Origin of the sequence: Nocardiopsis potens DSM 45234 (genome assembly GCF_000341105.1) — a bacterium.
GTDB lineage: Bacteria > Actinomycetota > Actinomycetes > Streptosporangiales > Streptosporangiaceae > Nocardiopsis_A > Nocardiopsis_A potens.
In genome coordinates this window covers 174,100-190,547 of sequence record NZ_ANBB01000002.1, presented here as the reverse complement: position 1 = coordinate 190,547, position 16,448 = coordinate 174,100, and the positions used below count along the sequence as shown (strand labels likewise).

At 77.4% G+C, this 16,448-nt stretch carries 13 protein-coding genes and 1 riboswitch; of the genes, 6 read left to right on the top strand and 7 right to left on the bottom strand.

Features of this window, described 5'->3' with window-relative positions; genetic code table 11:
* Window positions 1–70: 70 nt before the first annotated feature.
* The 4 genes from D459_RS0101205 to fmt all read right to left on the bottom strand — a co-directional run bounded on the left by D459_RS0101205 (window position 71) and on the right by fmt (window position 5,282).
* The gene (locus D459_RS0101205; RefSeq protein ID WP_017591160.1) at window positions 71–1,060 is read right to left on the bottom strand and encodes a phosphatase PAP2 family protein; all 990 of its coding nucleotides are present in this window, start codon (window positions 1,058–1,060) and stop codon (window positions 71–73) included.
* Window positions 1,061–1,452: 392 nt separating this feature from the next.
* On the bottom strand, window positions 1,453–2,121 hold the full coding sequence (rpe, locus tag D459_RS0101200; protein ID WP_017591159.1) for a ribulose-phosphate 3-epimerase: 669 nt from the start codon (window positions 2,119–2,121) through the stop codon (window positions 1,453–1,455).
* A 136-nt stretch (window positions 2,122–2,257) separates the two neighbouring features.
* Window positions 2,258–3,715 (bottom strand): RsmB/NOP family class I SAM-dependent RNA methyltransferase, encoded by a 1,458-nt coding sequence (locus D459_RS0101195; RefSeq protein WP_017591158.1) that lies wholly within the window; start codon window positions 3,713–3,715, stop codon window positions 2,258–2,260.
* Window positions 3,716–4,343: 628 nt separating this feature from the next.
* On the bottom strand, window positions 4,344–5,282 hold the full coding sequence (gene fmt, locus D459_RS0101190) for a methionyl-tRNA formyltransferase (RefSeq protein WP_017591157.1): 939 nt from the start codon (window positions 5,280–5,282) through the stop codon (window positions 4,344–4,346).
* Window positions 5,283–5,509: 227 nt separating this feature from the next.
* Here fmt and D459_RS0101185 point away from each other — a divergent pair, with 227 nt between their 5' ends.
* Both D459_RS0101185 and D459_RS0101180 read left to right on the top strand, forming a co-directional pair.
* Window positions 5,510–8,161, top strand: coding sequence for a primosomal protein N' family DNA-binding protein (locus D459_RS0101185; RefSeq protein WP_017591156.1), 2,652 nt, complete (start codon window positions 5,510–5,512; stop codon window positions 8,159–8,161).
* 175 nt (window positions 8,162–8,336) lie between these two features.
* Window positions 8,337–9,125 (top strand): nucleotidyltransferase domain-containing protein, encoded by a 789-nt coding sequence (locus tag D459_RS0101180; protein WP_017591155.1) that lies wholly within the window; start codon window positions 8,337–8,339, stop codon window positions 9,123–9,125.
* Between the two features lie 253 nt (window positions 9,126–9,378).
* Here D459_RS0101180 and D459_RS0101175 read toward each other — a convergent pair whose 3' ends face one another.
* From D459_RS0101175 to D459_RS0101165, 3 genes are all read right to left on the bottom strand, one after another.
* Entirely contained in the window at window positions 9,379–9,630 is a 252-nt protein-coding gene (locus D459_RS0101175; protein ID WP_040708825.1) for a FitA-like ribbon-helix-helix domain-containing protein, read from the bottom strand.
* Window positions 9,631–9,711: 81 nt separating this feature from the next.
* On the bottom strand, window positions 9,712–10,455 hold the full coding sequence (locus D459_RS0101170) for an SAM-dependent methyltransferase (protein ID WP_026119951.1): 744 nt from the start codon (window positions 10,453–10,455) through the stop codon (window positions 9,712–9,714).
* A gap of 529 nt (window positions 10,456–10,984) precedes the next feature.
* Entirely contained in the window at window positions 10,985–12,301 is a 1,317-nt protein-coding gene (locus D459_RS0101165; RefSeq protein WP_017591152.1) for an aminotransferase class V-fold PLP-dependent enzyme, read from the bottom strand.
* A 91-nt stretch (window positions 12,302–12,392) separates the two neighbouring features.
* A riboswitch (SAM riboswitch) is annotated at window positions 12,393–12,521 on the bottom strand.
* A gap of 381 nt (window positions 12,522–12,902) precedes the next feature.
* On the opposite strand from D459_RS0101165, the gene D459_RS0101160 reads away from it, so the two are divergent.
* The 4 genes from D459_RS0101160 (at window position 12,903) to D459_RS0101145 (ending at window position 16,406) form a co-directional block, all read left to right on the top strand.
* A complete protein-coding gene (locus tag D459_RS0101160; RefSeq protein WP_017591151.1) occupies window positions 12,903–13,283 on the top strand; it encodes a DUF3870 domain-containing protein in 381 nt (126 codons plus the stop codon).
* A gap of 17 nt (window positions 13,284–13,300) precedes the next feature.
* Window positions 13,301–14,596, top strand: coding sequence for a CaiB/BaiF CoA transferase family protein (locus D459_RS0101155; RefSeq protein WP_020380010.1), 1,296 nt, complete (start codon window positions 13,301–13,303; stop codon window positions 14,594–14,596).
* A gap of 88 nt (window positions 14,597–14,684) precedes the next feature.
* Window positions 14,685–15,875: an acyl-CoA dehydrogenase family protein gene (locus D459_RS0101150; RefSeq protein ID WP_017591149.1), complete on the top strand. Its 1,191-nt coding sequence runs from the start codon at window positions 14,685–14,687 to the stop codon at window positions 15,873–15,875.
* 66 nt (window positions 15,876–15,941) lie between these two features.
* Window positions 15,942–16,406 (top strand): nitroreductase/quinone reductase family protein, encoded by a 465-nt coding sequence (locus D459_RS0101145; protein WP_017591148.1) that lies wholly within the window; start codon window positions 15,942–15,944, stop codon window positions 16,404–16,406.
* The last annotated feature ends 42 nt before the right edge of the window (window positions 16,407–16,448 follow it).

Here is a 16,448-nt window from a genome sequence, read left to right as displayed (position 1 = left end):
TGCGCACCGCCCCGCCTCGGAGCCCGGGATCCCCTGCCGCGCCGGGGTTCCCGGGCCCGGGGCGGGCCGCTCAGGGAGTTGCGCCGGCCCGGTCGCCGTCCGGCCGGTCGGCCATCCGCAGCCGCACGAAGAGCTCGGGGGCGCCGAGCGCCGCCCAGAGCGAGATCAGCAGGTAGAGGGCGTACTCGCCGGCGGCGCCGGCGGTGTCGGGCAGGGCCAGGCGAGCCACCGCCAGGATGAGCAGGACGCCGGTGATCCCGGTCACATAGCGGGCGGCGCGGGTGATCAGCGACCCGCTCGCGCTGTACCAGCCGCGCCGGTCCAGCACGGTGAAGCCGGCGACCGCGCCGAGCAGGGCGCCGCCGAGCGCGCCGGTGTGCGCCAGCGCCTCCCCCGCCACGTCCGGCGGCACCGCCCCGGCCCACTCCTCCGGCACCGACCAGCCCGCGCGGAGCACCGCCTGGTAGGCCGCGACCAGCGCGACCGGCACCGCGGACGCGGCCACCGCCAGCGCCGTCTGCACCGGCAGCGACAGCGCCCGCCACCGCCGCAGCAGCGCCTCCTCGTAGCGCAGCGCCGCCCAGAGCAGCAGGGCGCCGAGCGCCAGGCCGAGCGCGATGTCGCTGAAGAAGTGCACGCCGAGGTAGATCCGGGAGAGGCAGACCAGGGCGATCAGCGCCGCGGCGCCGGCCCGCACCGCGCGCCGGGCCGACTGCGCGGCCAGGTAGCCCCAGAAGGTCACGGAGAGCTGGGCGTGGCCGGAGGGGGCGCCGAACGTCGACTCGGTGGACAGCGGCCTGATCCCGGGGTCGTACCAGTACGGCCGGGGCGCGCAGAGCAGCGCCTTGGCGACGGAGTTGACGGTGGCCGACCCGAGCAGCACCAGGGACAGGCGGGCGCCGAGCCCGGCGTGCACGCTCCAGAAGATCAGCGGGAGGAGCGCCACGAACAGCGCCTTCGATCCCAGGGCGGTGACTGCCTGCATGAGGGGCTCCAGCCAGGAGCCCCACCCCTGCACCCACCGGACGGCGCCCGATTCGGCGCCCCACACCACGTCCATCCGCACACTCCGCGCACTCCGGGGCGCCCGGGCGCACACCGGCCCCGCACCGGGCCCCGGGCGGTCCGGTCCCCCGTCCGCCCCGGCCCGATCGGACGCTTGCGCGCTCCTGCGGCCCCTTCCGTTCCGACACCGGCCGACCGTCGCCTGGAGCGCGCCTTCCCGGCCCCCGTTCCCGGGCACCGGTTCCAGACCAAGCGGTTCCCAGGGATCCTAGTCCACGCCGCGGCCCGCGCCCCGAAGGCGCTCCCCGCGCCGCCGCGCACGGGCCGGACCGGCGCTTCCCGGGGCCGGACCCGCGGCGGCCCCGGCGCGGTGGCCGAGACGGTGCAGGCCGGTCAGAGCGCTCTGACCGGCCCGCGGCACCGCGATCGCCGGGGAGGGGCGGCCGGTCAGCCGGCGGCGGCCTTCTCCGCGGCCGCGCGGAGCGACTCCACCGCGGCGGCCGGGTTCTCCGCCCCGTAGACCGCCGAGCCGGCGACGAAGACGTCCGCGCCGGCCTCGGCCGCGCGCTCGATGGTGTCGGCCGCGACGCCGCCGTCGACCTGCACCCACACCGCGGCGTCCCGCCCGCCGACCAGCTCCCGGGCCTTGCGGATCTTGGGCAGCACCAGGTCGATGAACTTCTGCCCGCCGAACCCGGGCTCCACCGTCATCAGCAGCAGCATGTCCACCTCGGGGAGGAGGTCCGCGTAGGACTCCAGCGGGGTGGCCGGGTTCAGCGCGAGCGAGGCCCGCGCCCCCGCCGCGCGGATCGCCCGCAGCGTGCGCACCGGCGCCTTGGCGGCCTCCGCGTGGATCGTCACGCTGCCCGCGCCCGCCTCGGCGTAGGCCGGCGCCCAGCGGTCCGGGTCCTCGATCATCAGGTGGCAGTCCAGCGGCAGCTTCGCCGCCTTGAGCAGCGACTCCACGATCGGCAGGCCGAGGGTCAGGTTGGGCACGAAATGGTTGTCCATGACGTCGACGTGCAGCCAGTCGGCCGCGTTCTCGACGGCCGCCGCTTCGTCTGCCAGGTGCGCGAAGTCGGCGGACAGGATGCTGGGAGAGATCTGGATCGCCACGCCCCAGAGTGTAGATCCTCGCCGGAGGGCTCTCCCCCGTCCCGCCCCGCGCTGACCTCGGCGCCGTCGCCGTCTCGACCGGTGTCGAGGCAGCGGCGGCGCCGAGGGCGACCCGGGAGGGCGGGAGCGGGGCGGGTCAGCCCCGCTTCCGGATCAGGGCCAGGAACATCGCGTCGGTGCCGTGCCGGTGCGGCCAGAACTGCGCGTACATGCCGTCCCGGCCGGCGGCGACGTCGCCGACCTCGGGCAGGTGGTCGGCGGCGCGAAGGAGCTCGGCGTCGGCGCGGGCCGCGAGGACCGGCTCGACGATGCCGGAGGTCTCCGGGAGGTGCGGGGAGCAGGTCACGTAGGCGACGACGCCGCCGGGGCGGGCGGCGTCCAGCGCGCGCTCCAGCAGGGCCGTCTGGAGCGGGGCGAGTTCGCCCGCGGTCTGCGGGGTGCGGCGCCAGCGGGACTCCGGGCGGCGGCGCAGCGCCCCCAGGCCGGTGCAGGGGACGTCGGCGAGCACCCGGTCGAAGGCGCCGTCCCGCCAGGCGGGCCGGGTGGAGTCGGCCACCACCACGCGGGCGGCGTCCCGGACCGACCGCTCGACCGCCGAGGCGACCAGGCCGGCGCGGGCCGGCTGGACCTCCGCGGAGAGCAGCCGGGCGTCGCGCCGCCCGGCCAGCCCGGCCAGCAGCGCCGACTTGCCGCCGGGGCCGGCGCAGGCGTCCAGCCAGCGGGCGTCGGCGCCCTGGGCCCGGACCCGGGCCAGCGCCAGCGCGACCATCTGGCTGGCCTCGTCCTGCACCGCCGCGCGGCGCTGGCGGACCTCGCGCACCAGCGCCGGGTCGCCCTCCGGGAGGTAGGCGGCGTGCGGCGAGTAGCGGGCGGCCTGCGCGCCGCCTTCGACCAGGTCGGCCACGGAGGCCCGGCCCGGCTTGGCCAGCAGGGTGACGCCGGGGCGCTCGTTGTGCGCGGCGAGCAGCGCCTCGGTCTCGGCCAGGCCGCCGGCCAGGTCGTCCCCGAGGGCCGCGGCGAGCGCCTCGACGATCCACCGCGGGTGGCTGTGCACCACGGCGAGGTGGCCGGCGGGGTCGGCGGCCCGGTCCGGGGCGACGATGCCGGTCCAGGCGTCCAGGTCGCGCGCGCCGACCTTGCGCAGCACCGCGTTGGCGAACCGGGCCCGGTGCTGCCCGACGGCGCGGCGGGCCACGTTCACCGTGGCGCTCACCGCGGCGTGCGGCGGGATCTTGGTGGACAGCAGCTGGTGCGCGCCGAGCCGGAGCAGCGGCAGCACCTCGGCGTCGACCGAGGAGAGCGAGCGGTCCACGCAGGCGTCCAGGATCGCGTCGTAGGTGCCCTGGCGGCGCAGGGTGCCGTAGGTCAGCTCGGTGGCCAGGGCGGCGTCCCGCCCGTCCAGGCGGCGGTCCTTGAGCTTGGCGGGGAGCAGCAGGTTGGCGTAGGCGTCGCGCTCCTGCACCGCCCGCAGCACGTCGTAGGCGACCCTGCGGACCGCCGTCCCGGGGGCGGGGGCCGGCCGGCCCGGCTGCCCGCCGCCCTTGCCGGGCCCTCGGCGTCCGGAACGGTACGGGGAGCGGGAGCGGTCGGTCACGTCGGCATCGCCTCGCGTCGGAGAAGGGTGGAGAGGAACGGGTGGGCGGTCGGGCTCTGCCCCGGCGCGCCCGCACGGCGCGCACCGCCTCTTCCGAGGATAGCGCCGGTGGCCCCCGCCCCCGGCGCACCCCGCCGGGCCCCGCGACCGCGGACGCCGCCGCCCCGCTGGAGCCCGGTCGGCGGACCGGCGTCCGGCGCCGGCCCTCCCGGCGCCGGACGGGTGCGCGCCCCGCACTGCGCGGCGGTGCCGCCGCGCAGTGCGCTCCCTCGACCACCGGCGGCGGCCTCGCGCGGCCATGCGCCCCGGCCCGGCCCCGGCGCCGGACGGATGCGCGAAGACGCGCGACGCGGCAGCAGCGCCGTGCCCCTCGCCGCCGGCGGGGAGCCGCCCCGAGGGGTCCGCCTTCGGCGGACGGGGTGCGATGGGCATCGGGGAGGCGGGCGGCCGGTCCGGCCGGCCTGCTGCGGGGAGACCGGAGCGGCTCCGGCCATCGCCGCAGGCGGCCGGGCCCGCAGAGGTCGCCGCTCCCGGTCCGGAGCGGGGGCGGGGACGGCGGCGCGCCGGCTCCCCTTCCGCGGCTCGGCGCTCCCCGGCGGGAGCGCACGGGCCGCGGAAGGGGAGGCGGTCAGCCGCCCAGGCGCTCGTCCGGGCCGGGGCGGACACCGCGGGCCCAGTCGACCGCGCTCATCATCCGCTTGCCCTGGGCCTGGACGTCGCCCAGGCGGACCGGGTGGGTGGCGGTGCCGACCAGGACCTGCTTCTTCTCCACCGCCAGCGCCCCGGCGGCCAGGTCCGGGCCGCCGACCGTGTCGGTCACCGGGGTGACCGGGCCGAGCTTGAGCCGGGCGCCGCGGAAGGTGGTCCAGGCCCCCGGCGCCGGGGTGCAGGCGCGGATGAGCCGGTCGACGCGCATCGCGGGGGCGGTGAAGTCCACCTCCGCGTCCTCCGGGGAGAGCTTCGAGGCGTAGGAGAGGCCGTCGCCGTCCTGCGGGCGGGCCTCCAGGGTGCCCGCCTCGATGCCGTTCAGGACCTCCCGCAGCAGCCCGGCGCCGGAGCGGGAGAGCCGCTCCAGGACGTCGCCGCTGGTGTCGCGGGGGCCGATCGGCTCGCTGAGCGTGCCGTAGACCGGGCCGGAGTCCAGGTCCTCCTCGATCCGGAAGACCGAGGCGCCGGTGACGTCGTCGCCGTGCAGCACCGCGTGCTGGACCGGGGCGGCGCCGCGCCAGGCCGGCAGGAGGGAGAAGTGCAGGTTGACCCAGCCGTACCGGGGGATGTCCAGCGCCTCCCTGCGGAGCAGCGCCCCGTAGGCGACCACCGGGCAGCAGTCCGGGGCGATCTCGCGCAGCCGGTCCAGGAAGGCGGGGTCGCTCGCCTTGGCCGGCTTGAGGACCTCCACCCCCGCCTCCTCGGCGAGCCGGGCGACCGGGCTCGGCGCGACCTTGCGCCCCCGGCCGGCGGTGGCGTCGGGCCGGGTGACGACCGCGGCGACCTCGTGCTCCGATTCCAGCAGGGCCTTGAGGGACGCGACCGCCACCTCCGGTGTCCCCGCGAAGACCAGTTTCATCGGCACCCTCTCCACACGCGCCCCGCCCCGGTCGGCGCGCTCCGAACCCGGGGCGCCGCCCGGCTCTTCGCGCCGGTTCGGCGCCGGGCGGTCCTCTCGGATCGGCCGCCCCCGGGGCCCGGTGTCGTCTGCGGTCTCCTGTCTACCAGCAGGCCGCGCGGTACGCGGTCCGGGCGCGCCCCGCGGCCGGACCGGAAAGGTCGGTGCCCTCTGGTAAACCTGGGCACATGAGTCCGCAGCCCGGCCCCGACGCAGGGGCCCTCTTCGACGTGCCCCCGGCCCCGCCGGGCGGGAACGGCGGGGGCGGCCCGGCGTCCTCCGGTCCCGGGCGGGGCGCCCGGTCCGGCGGCGCCGCGAAGAACGGCGCCGGGAAGAACGGGGCCGGGAAGGGCGCGAAGAAGGGGCCGAAGCGGGGCAGGCGCCCCGCCGCCGAGCTGCCGATCGCCCGGGTCGCGGTGGAGACGCCGCTGCCCCACCTGGACCGGCTCTTCGACTACCGGGTGCCGGAGGAGATGGCCGATGACGCCGTCCCCGGCTGCCGGGTCCGGGTCCCCTTCCACGGCCAGGCGCTGAGCGGCTTCCTCATCGAGCGGGCCGAGAGCAGCGACTACACCGGGACCCTGGCCTACCTCACCGGCGTGGTCTCCGCCGAGCCCGTGCTCACCGCGGAGATCCGCGGTCTGGCCCGCGCGGTCGCCGACCGCTACGCGGGCACGCTCAGCGACGTGCTCCGGCTCGCCGTCCCGCCGCGCCACGCCCGGGTGGAGAAGGAGAAGGCCGAGCGCGAGCGGAAGGAGCGGGAGCGGGCCGAGCAGGAGGCCGTCGGCCCGGCGGAGGACGGAGCCGGGGCCCCGGAGGACGGGGAGCGCACCGGCACCGCCGACCGGGCGGAGGCGCCCGAAGCGGACCGGCCGGGTCCCGAGGAGGGCGCGGCCGGGGAGGGGCCCGCCGAGCCGGGCGGCCCGGCGGAGGCCCCCGCGGTCTTCTCCCGCACGGAGGCCGGCGAAGCCGCCGACGGGCCCGCCCCCGGCGGTCCGGACGCCCCCGGCCCCGCCGAGGAGGGGCCGGACCGGCCCGCAGAGGCCGCCGCCCTCCCGGACGGCGAAGACCTCGCGGGCCCCTCCCCCGCCGAGGACGCCGCCCCGGACAACGCCGCCCCCTCCCCGGCGGAAGCCGGTGCAGGGGAGGGCGAGGCGGCGGAGCAGGACGGGGCGGAGGCCGGCGCGCCGGCGATCTTCTCCGTCGGCGAGGCCGAGGCCTGCGCCCCGCCCCCGCCGCCGGTCCCGCCCGGGCCGTGGCGGGACTACTCCGCCGGCGAGTCGTTCCTGAGGGCGCTGCACGACGGCGCCGCCCCGCGGGCGGTGTGGACCGCGCTGCCCGGCCCGGGCTGGGCGGACGCGATCGCGGTGGCCGCCGGAACCGCGGCGGCGGCCGAGCGGGGCACCGTGGTCGTCGTCCCCGACGGGCGGGACGTGGACACCGTCGACGCCGCGCTCCGGGAGCGCCTGGGCGAAGGGCGGCACGTGGCGCTCACCGCCGAGCTCGGCCCGGCCGAGCGGTACCGCCGCTGGCTGGCCGTGCTGCGCGGCGAGGTCCCGATCGTGGTCGGCACCCGGGCCGCGATGTTCGCCCCGGTGCGCGACCTCGGGCTGGTGGTGCTCTGGGACGACGGCGACGACGTGCACACCGACCCGCACGCCCCCTACCCGAACGCCCGGACCGTGCTCGCCCTGCGCGCGCACCGCGCCGGCGCCGCCGCGCTGATCGGCGGCTTCACCCGGACCACCGAGGGCGCCCGGCTGGTGGAGTCGGGCTGGGCGGGCGCGCTGGCCGGCGACCGGCCGACGGTGCGCCGCCTCGCCCCCCGGATCCGCGCCGCCGGCGACGACCACGAGCTCTCCCGGGACGAGGCGGCCCGCTCCGCGCGGCTGCCCAGCGTCGCCCTGCGCATCGCCCGGGAGGCCGCCGCGCACGGCCCGGTGCTGGTGCAGGTCCCCCGGCGCGGCTACCTGGGTTCGCTGGCCTGCGCGCTGTGCCGGTCCCCGTCGCGCTGCGAGTCCTGCCAGGGGCCGCTGGCGCTGCGCAGCGCGCACGCCATGCCGTACTGCCGGTGGTGCGGCCGGATCGCGGGCGACTGGCAGTGCGGCGACTGCGGGCACCGGCGGCTGCGCGCCGGCGTGGTGGGCGACCGGCGCACCGCGGAGGAGCTCGGCCGCGCCTTCCCGTCGCTGCCGGTGCGCACCTCGGGCCGGGACGAGGTGCTGACCTCGGTGCCGGGGAAGCCCGCGCTGGTGGTGGCGACGCCGGGGGCGGAACCGGCCGCCGAGGGCGGGTACGCCGCGGCGCTGCTGCTGGACGGCTGGGCGCTGCTCGGCCGGGCCGACCTGCGCGCCGCCGAGGAGGCGCTGCGCCGCTGGTTCGGCGCGGCCGCGCTGGTCCGGCCGGCCGGGGACGGCGGGCAGGTGGTGGTCGTGGCCGACGCCCGGGAGCCGGCCGTGCAGTCGCTGATCCGCTGGGACCCCGCCGGGTTCGCCGAGCGGGAGCTGGCCGAGCGGCGCGAGCTGGGGTTCCCGCCGGCGGTGACGATGGCCTCGGTCACCGGCGAGGCGGCGCACGTGCACGAGCTGCTGGACGCGCTCTCCCTGCCGCCCTCGGCGGAGCTGCTCGGCCCGGTGCCGGTGGAGGGCCCGGAGGCGGCCGCCTCGCGCGAGGGCCGGGGCCGCACGCCGTCCGGCCCGCTGGAGCGGGCCCTGCTGCGCGTCCCGCACCGGGACGCCTACGCGCTGACCGCCGCGCTGAAGGCGGCGGCCGCGGGCCGCAGCGCCCGCAAGGACGACAACCTGGCCCAGATCCGCGTCGACCCGCTGCACGTGGTCTGAGCCGCCGTCCCCGCGTTCCCCGTAGCCGATGATCTTGACCGCGGGCGCCGGAAAACCGGTCCGCCACGGTATTCCGCCCGTGGTACGTTGTTCGACTTCCCTCCCGCGGGAAGTCCCCGGTGCGGGGCGCCGCACCACGGACACCGGCCCCGAGGGGCCGGACGGGAGAGACACGATGGACCATTCCGCTCCGGAGTTCGCCGCGGTCGCCGAGCAGGGGACGATCCTCCAGTGCCAGGTGGGGTCGGGCGTGCACGGGATCACCGTGAAGGACCAGGACGACCGGGACGAGATGGGGATCTGCGTCGAGCCGCCGGAGTACGTGGTCGGGCTCCGCCGGTTCGAGCAGTACATCTTCCGGACTCAACCCGAGGGCGTGCGGTCCGGTCCGGGCGACCTCGACCTGACCGTGTACTCGCTGCGCAAGTGGATGCGGCTGGCGCTGGACGGCAACCCGACCGTGCTGCTGCCGCTGTTCGTCCCGGAGGAGGAGATCGTCCGGGAGGAGGAGATCGGCCGCGGGCTGCGCGCCTCCGCCGGGCGGATCCTCTCCCGCAACGTCGGCCGCCGGTTCCTCGGCTACCTGCGCGCCCAGCGGGACAGCATGCTGGGCCGGCGCGGCGGCCGGCACACCAACCGCCCCGAGCTGATCGAGCTGTACGGGTTCGACGTGAAGTTCGCCTACCACATGGTGCGGCTGGGGGTGCAGGGCGCCGAGCTGCTGGAGACCGGCCGGCTCACCCTGCCGATGCCCGAGCCGCGGGCCGAGTGGCTGCGCGAGCTGCGCCGCGGCGAGCACACCATGCAGGAGGCCCTGGACGCCGCGGCCGAGCAGGAGGAGCGGCTCACCCGGCTGCTGGAGACCTCCCCGCTCCCAGAGGAGCCCGACCGGGCCTGGGCCGACGCCTGGCTGGCCGAGGCCTACCAGCGGTCCTGGGCGCGGCGCGGACTGCTTCCGGTCTGACCCTCCGGGCGGGCCGGCGGCCGAACGGACCGCCCGGGTCGGCCGGATCCGCGCGGCAGTACGCGACCGCGGCCCGGGCCGACCGGGCTCCGCCGCACGGCTCTCGGCCGGCGCGACGCAGGCCGCATCGCAGGCGCCGACCGGGTGCCCCGACCGCCGCGTGCGCGGGAGAAGCGGTTCCGACGGCACTGTTCCGACCCCGGGTTCGCCCCTGAGGCGGAGGATGCGCTGCACCGCACGGAGGGCTTGCGCCTCATCCGCCTTCCCCCGGACGCTCCGCCCTGATCAGGTCGGCCGCGTCGGGGGCGTCGGGGCCGGCCCCGCCCCCTGCCGCGAGCTCCCGCTCGATGTCCGCCAGGATCCGGCGGTTGCCGCTGAAGCGCGCCTGCTGCTCCAGTACGCCGAGAAGGTGCGCCTGCAGGGACCTCCCCCGGCACCGGGCCTCCTCCGCCAGGGCATCGCGCACCTGCTCCGGAACGTCTCTGACCGTGACCACGACCGTCATGACCGCAGTCTGCACGCACCATGGCCCCGCGGCCGGTGTTCTCCGGAAATCCGTCCGAGGACCCGTCCGGGAGGAGGGCCGTCACCCTCTGCCGGGGTCCCGGCGGGCCATGCCGCCGGTGATGCCGGTGCCCTCGGTCGCGACCGCGTCGTCCGGGTAGGGCCACCAGGCGATGTCGGCGGTGCCCGGGTCCAGCGGGGTGAACGGGGCGAGCAGCCGGGCGGGGGCCGGCCCCGGTCCGGCGGTGTGCGGGGCGCGCGGGCCGAACGAGGCGATCACGTGGCCGCCCGGGGCCATCTCGCGGTGCAGGGCGCGCAGCAGCGCGTCGACCGCGCCGGGCGCGCGGTGCTGCGGCGCGGTGTCCAGCAGCAGGACCCCGACCGGTTCGCCGAAGTCGACCAGGCCGCTGGCGGCCAGCTCCGCGGCGGCCGCCTCCGGGGTCCGGCCGCGCAGCGAGAGCACCGGGGCGGCGGCCCGGTGCGGGGAGGCCCCGGGGTGCAGGGCGATCCCGCAGGCGGCCTCCACGTAGACGGTGCGCACCGCCGGGGAGCGCTCCCCCAGCACTCCGTGCAGGGCGTCGCAGGTGGGCAGGCCGGAGGAGAAGTCGACGAACTGGCGGATCCCCGCGTCGGCGGCGAGGTAGTGCGCCGCCCGGGCGGCGAAGGCGAGGCGGGCGCGGTCCGCGGGGTCGGCGGCCGGCCTGGGCGGCGCGGCGCCGTCGGCCCCGTCCACGGGCCTGCCGTCGAGGCCGACGACGCGCGGGCGGGGGACGCCGACGGCCATCGGGTCTTCGACGAGGTGCGGTACCGGCCACTCATCAGTCACGATCGCGCTCCCGGGGTCCGTTGCCGACCGATGTTACCTGGTGTGAGCCAGGTCATTCACCCGGGGATAAATTCACCGCTAATAAACGCGGGTTTTCCGCCGGAGTGGAAGGCACCGCTATTTGCCCCCGCCCCGGACGCCCCCTCTCCGGGCCGGTGCCCGCCCGCTTCCACCTGCGCGGACGCCGGAGGCGTGCGGCCGCCCGCGCGGTGTCCGGCGGACGGCCGCCGCACTCTGCGGCGCCGTGTTCCGCCCTCCCCCGGCGGAGTGCGCCGGCCGCCGGACGCGCCATTGATCGCGGTCAGCGGCCCGCACCGGAGAATCAGCGGAAATTGCACCGCTTTGTCGCTCTATTTCCCTGTTTTCGCCCGTTCGCGACGTTGGCGGGAGGTTCTTCGGGACGTTCCGCCCTTCCCTCCCCTGCGCCGCCCCGCGCGGCCGCGCGGGCTTCCGCGGGCACGGGAACGGCCCCGCGGAAGCCCGCGGGGCCGTGCTCCGGGCGGCGGCCGCACGGTGCGGCCGGCCCGCCCTACTCGGCCGGCACCAGGCGGCCGGCGTCGTCCCGGTACTCCAGGGCCGGGCCGTGCTCGGCGATCCGGGCGACCGCGGCGAGCAGCCGGTCCACGTGCTCCTCGGTGGTGCCCAGGCCCAGGCTGGCCCGGACCGCCTGGGCGTGCCCCTCCGGAAGCAGCCGGCGGGTCAGCAGGTGGGCGCAGAACAGGCCGTCCCGGACGCCGATGCCGTACTCCGCGGAGAGCGCCGCGGCCAGCAGCCCCGCGGGCACCCCGTCGACCACGAACGACACGATGCCGACCCGCGGGCGGTCCGGCTCCCACAGCGACAGGTCGTGCACGCCGGGGATCTCGGCGAGCCCGGCGCGCAGCCGGCGCAGCAGCCGCTCCTCCCGCTCGTGCAGCGCCTCCTGGCCGGCCTCGGTGAGGGCGTCGCAGGCGGCGGCGAGGGCGACCGCGCCGAGCACGTTGGGGCTGCCCGCCTCGTGCCGCGCCGGCAGGTCGTTCCAGCGCACGTCGTCCTCGGTGACGCTGCCGGTGGCGCCGCCGCCGGCCAGGTAGGGGGCGGCGTCGCGGAGCCAGTCGGTGCGCCCGACGAGCACGCCCGCGCCGAACGGCGCGTACAGCTTGTGCCCGGAGTAGGCCACGTAGTCGGCGCCGGAGTCGGCCAGGTCGAAGCGGCGGTGCGGGACGTACTGGGCGGCGTCCACCGCGACCCGCGCCCCTTCGGCGTGCGCCGCCTCGACCAGCTCGCGCACCGGCCAGATCTCACCGGTGACGTTGGAGGCGGCGGTCACGCAGAGCAGCTTCGGGCCGTCCGGGGCCCCGCGCAGCGCCGCGCGCGCGTCCTCCACCGCCTGCCCCGGCGAGGCCGGCAGCGGCAGCCGGACCACCCGCGCCGCCCTGCTCCCCGCGTGCTCCCAGGGCAGCAGGTTGGCGTGGTGCTCGGCGGAGGAGACGACCACGGTGCAGCCCTCCGGCAGCGACCGGGCGAGCAGGTTGAGGGCGTCGGTGGTGCCGCGCACGAACACCACGGCGTCGTCGTCGCGGACGCCGGTGAAGCGGGCGACGGCGCGCCGCGCGCGCTCGTAGGCGGCGGTGCTCACCTGGGAGAGGTAGCCGGCGCCGCGGTGCACGCTGGCGTAGAGCGGCAGCGCCTCGTCGAGGGCGCCGCGGACCGCCTCCAGACACGGGGCGCTGGCCGCGTAGTCGAAGTTGGCGTAGTCGGTGCGGGTCCCGTCGGCCAGCGGGATGAGCGCTCCGGCGCCCACCACGGCGGGCGGGGCGGTGCGCGGCTGGGCGGGGCGGGCGGCGGGGGCGGTTGCGGTGGTCATCGCTTCTCCTCTTGAGGTCATCGGGACCCCGGAGAAGGCGCCCCCAGCGGCATCGCTGCGCACAGGGGTGCGTCCGACTCGAACCCGCGGGGGTCCGCGCTTGCCTGACACGGTTACGAAAAAGCGGTCGTGTCTCGACCTGGTCCTCACCCGGGGCACCCCACCGCGGAAGGAGGGTTGCCGGCCAGCTAGCCGGGGCTTGTCGCTGGCGCTCATGACCTGTGCGGGACTATAGCTCACGATGTCCGGTTCCGCGCAAGGAGGGCGGCGCGCGGCGGCGGCCGCCCGCTGCTCCGCCCTCACCGGAAAACCCCTTCCCACCTGGGACGGAGCCGGACCTGTGCGCCGCCTCACAGGATCCGGCGACCGCGGCGTTCGTCTCGGCATCCGAGACGGAGTGTCCGCGCTGCGACCGCCGGCGGCCGGGGACGGCGCCCGGACCGGGCCGCGGCGGCGTTGACAACCGACCACCCGGTTCGGGGATACTCGGAGCGTCTGCCCTCCCGCTGAGGGCGCCCCGCTCTTCCCGGGCCGCCCGGACAGGCGCGAGACTCCAGTCGACGGAGTTCTTCGGCTGCCTGAAAACGGAAGGGTCATCCGCGTGTACCGACACGTTGACATCCGGGGGCTGCTCAGCGACCCCGACACCGTCCTGGTCTCGGGCTACGCCCGGCTGCCCGACGCGGTCGCGAGCCATTCCCAGTACGAGCGCCTCGGCGTGGTGCTCGCCGTGCGCCTGTCCGACGGGGTGGTCGTCGCGGCCGACACCACCCTCCTCACCGACCTGGCCAAGGAGTTCTTCCGCGCCCTGGTCGAAGGGCTCTCCGTCGACGACGACCTCCCCGAGATCGCCGAACGGGTCAGGACCAGGTACGCCGGGCAGTCCGGCGCCGCGCTCACCACCGCGCTCCGCCGCTGCCTGGAGACCTACCGCCAACTCCGAGACGAGCGCGGCGACCGCGACGGCCGCGGCGCCGAGTAGGGAGCGTGCACGCCGCCATGACCGACACCCCGCCCACGGCCGGCGCGGAGCCCGCGCCCCCCTCCCCCGCGCCCGGACCGCTCGCCGGGGTCCGCGTCGCCGACCTGTCCCGGGTCCTGGCCGGGCCCTACGCCACCATGCTCCTCGCCGACATGGGCGCCGAGGTGGTCAAGGTCGAGCACCCCGCGCGCGGCGACGACACCCGCGCCTGGGGGCCGCCGCACGCCGGCGGCGAGGCCGCCTACTACCTGGCCGTCAACCGCGGCAAGCGCAGCCTCGCCGTGGACGTGAAGGACCCCGAGGGCCGGGCCGCCGTGCAGGAGCTGTGCGCCCGCTCCGACGTGGTCGTCCAGAACTTCCGGCCGGGCGTCGCCGAGCGGCTCGGCCTGGGCTTCGAGGCGCTGCGCGAGCGCAACCCGGCCCTGGTCTACTGCTCCATCAGCGGCTTCGGCCCGGAGCACGACCCGGCCGGGCGCCCCGGCTTCGACGTGATCGTGCAGGCCGAGAGCGGCCTGATGGGCGCCACCGGGGACCCCGACGGCCCCGGGTTCAAGGTCGGCGTGGCCATCACCGACGTGCTCACCGGGCTGAACGCCGCGGTGGGGGTGCTCGGGGCGCTGCTGCGCGCCCGCGCCACCGGGCAGGGCGCCCACGTCGAGGCGACCCTGGTCAACTCCGCGCTGTCCGGCCTGGTGAACCTGGCCCAGCAGGCCCTGGTGACCGGCGCCGAACCGCCCCGGATGGGCAACGCCCACTCCACCATCGTGCCCTACCAGGTCTTCCCCACCGCCGACGCGGACCTGGTCGTCGCGGCCGGCAACGACGCGCTCTTCCAGAAGCTGTGCGGCGCCCTGGACCGGCCCGACCTCGCCGCCGACCCGCGGTTCGGCACCAACCCCGACCGGGTCCGGCACCGGGAGGTCCTGGTCGGCGAGCTGACCCGGACGCTGCGCTCCCGCCCCGCCGCCGAGTGGCTCAAGCTGCTGCTGGCCGCGGGCGTCCCGGTGGGCCGGGTGCGCGGCGTGCTGGACGCGATCCGCTCCGCCGGCGCCGCCGGCGACGACGTGACCGTCCGGGTCGACCACCCCACCGCCGGGCCGCTGGACACGGTCCGGGCCGGCTTCCGGCTGCTCGCCGACCCGGAGGGCGCCGGGGCGCCGGCCGGCCCGCCGCTGCCGCCGCCCCTGCTGGGCGAGCACTCGGTGCCGCTCCTGCGCGGGCTCGGGCTGCCCGAGGAGCGCATCTCGGCCCTGATCGACCGGGGCGCCGTGCACCAGGCCGACCCGCCCTCCCCCGCAGCGGAGCGGCCGTGACAGCGGCGCGCCCGCACCCGTCCACCCGTCCCGACGACCGCAGCCGCCTCCCGGCCCCCGCCGGAGGCCGTATCCCGAGGAGTTCCCGATGACCGACCAGCACAGGGCCCCCGCACCCGACCCGGCCGACTTCCTCGCCGTGGACCGCTCGCTCACCGACGAGGAGCGGGACGTCCGCGACGCGGTGCGCGCCTTCGCCGAGGCGGAGCTGGCGCCCAACGTCGCCGAGTGGTTCGAGGCCGGGACCATCCCCGACCCGCGCGGGCTGGCCGAGCGCTTCGGCGGGCTCGGCGTGTTCGGCATGCACCTGGAGGGCTACGGCTGCGCCGGGGCCGGCGCGGTCTCCTACGGCCTGGCCTGCCGCGAACTGGAGGCGGTCGACTCCGGGCTGCGCAGCTTCGTCTCGGTCCAGGGCTCGCTGGCGATGACCGCGATCCACCGGTTCGGCTCCGAGGAGCAGAAGCGGGAGTGGCTGCCGCGGATGGCGGCCGGCGAGGCCATCGGCTGCTTCGGGCTGACCGAGCCCGACTCCGGCAGCGACCCCGGGTCGATGCGCACCCGCGCCCGCCGGGACGGCACCGACTGGGTGCTGGACGGCACCAAGATGTGGATCACCAACGGCTCCGTGGCCGACGTGGCGGTGGTCTGGGCCGCGACCGACGAGGGCGTCCGCGGGTTCCTGGTGCCGGCCGGCACCCCCGGCTTCACCGCCGGCACCATCCACCACAAGCTGTCGCTGCGCGCCTCGATCACCTCCGAGCTGGTCCTGGACGGGGTGCGGCTGCCCGCCGAGGCGCTGCTGCCCGGCTCCAAGGGGCTGGGCTCCCCGCTGTCCTGCCTGAACGAGGCCCGCTTCGGCATCGTGTGGGGCGCGGCGGGGGCCGCGCGCGCCTGCTACACCGCCGCGCTGGACTACGCCGGCACCCGGGAGCAGTTCGGCCGGCCGATCGGCGCCTTCCAGCTCACCCAGCGCAAGCTCGCCGACATGGTGGTCGACGTCAACCAGGCCGGCCTGACCGCGCTGCAGATCGGCCGGCTCAAGGACGACGGCGCCTGCCACCACAACCACGTCAGCTTCGGTAAGTTCGCCAACGTGGCGGCGGCGCAGCGGGTCGCCCGCACCGCCCGCTCGGTGCACGGCGCCAACGGCATCACCCTGGAGTACCCGGTGATCAGGCACATGGTGAACCTGGAGACGGTGGCCACCTACGAGGGCACCGAGGAGATCCACGCGCTGAGCATCGGGCAGGCGGTGACCGGCGTCTCGGCGTTCCGCTGACCCGGGCGTCGCCCGGGCGCCGGCGAACCCAGCACAATGGGGGTGAACCGAGTGAGGGAGTTGTCGATGGGGAACGAACCCAAGGTGTTCCGGGCCGGCAGGCTCCGGCACACCTTCGACGCGCTGGTGGAGCGCCTGGCCAAGTACGGGTGCGTCACATCGGACGTGTGGGTGCTGACCACTCGCGGCCGCACCTCGGGGCTGCTCCGCTCGACCCCGATCAACCTGCTCGAGAACGAGCAGGGCCGGTTCCTCGTCGCGCCTTACGGCGAGGTCGGCTGGGTGCGCAACATCCGCAAGGACGGTTTCGCGACCCTGCGCCAGGGCGGCTGGCTGGAGCTGGTGAGCGTGGTCGAGGTCGGCCCGGACCGCGCCGCGCCGGTGCTCAAGGAGTACCTGCAGCACCCCCGGGTCGCGGTGGTCGGCCCCTATTTCCAGGCCGCGCCGGACTCCCCGGTGGAGTGGTTCCGCGACGAGGCGCACCGGCACCCGGTGTTCGAGATCGTGCGCAGCACCACGGTCCGGATCTGAGTCCGGGCGCGCCGGCGGCGCCTTTCCGGTGAGGGCGGTCCC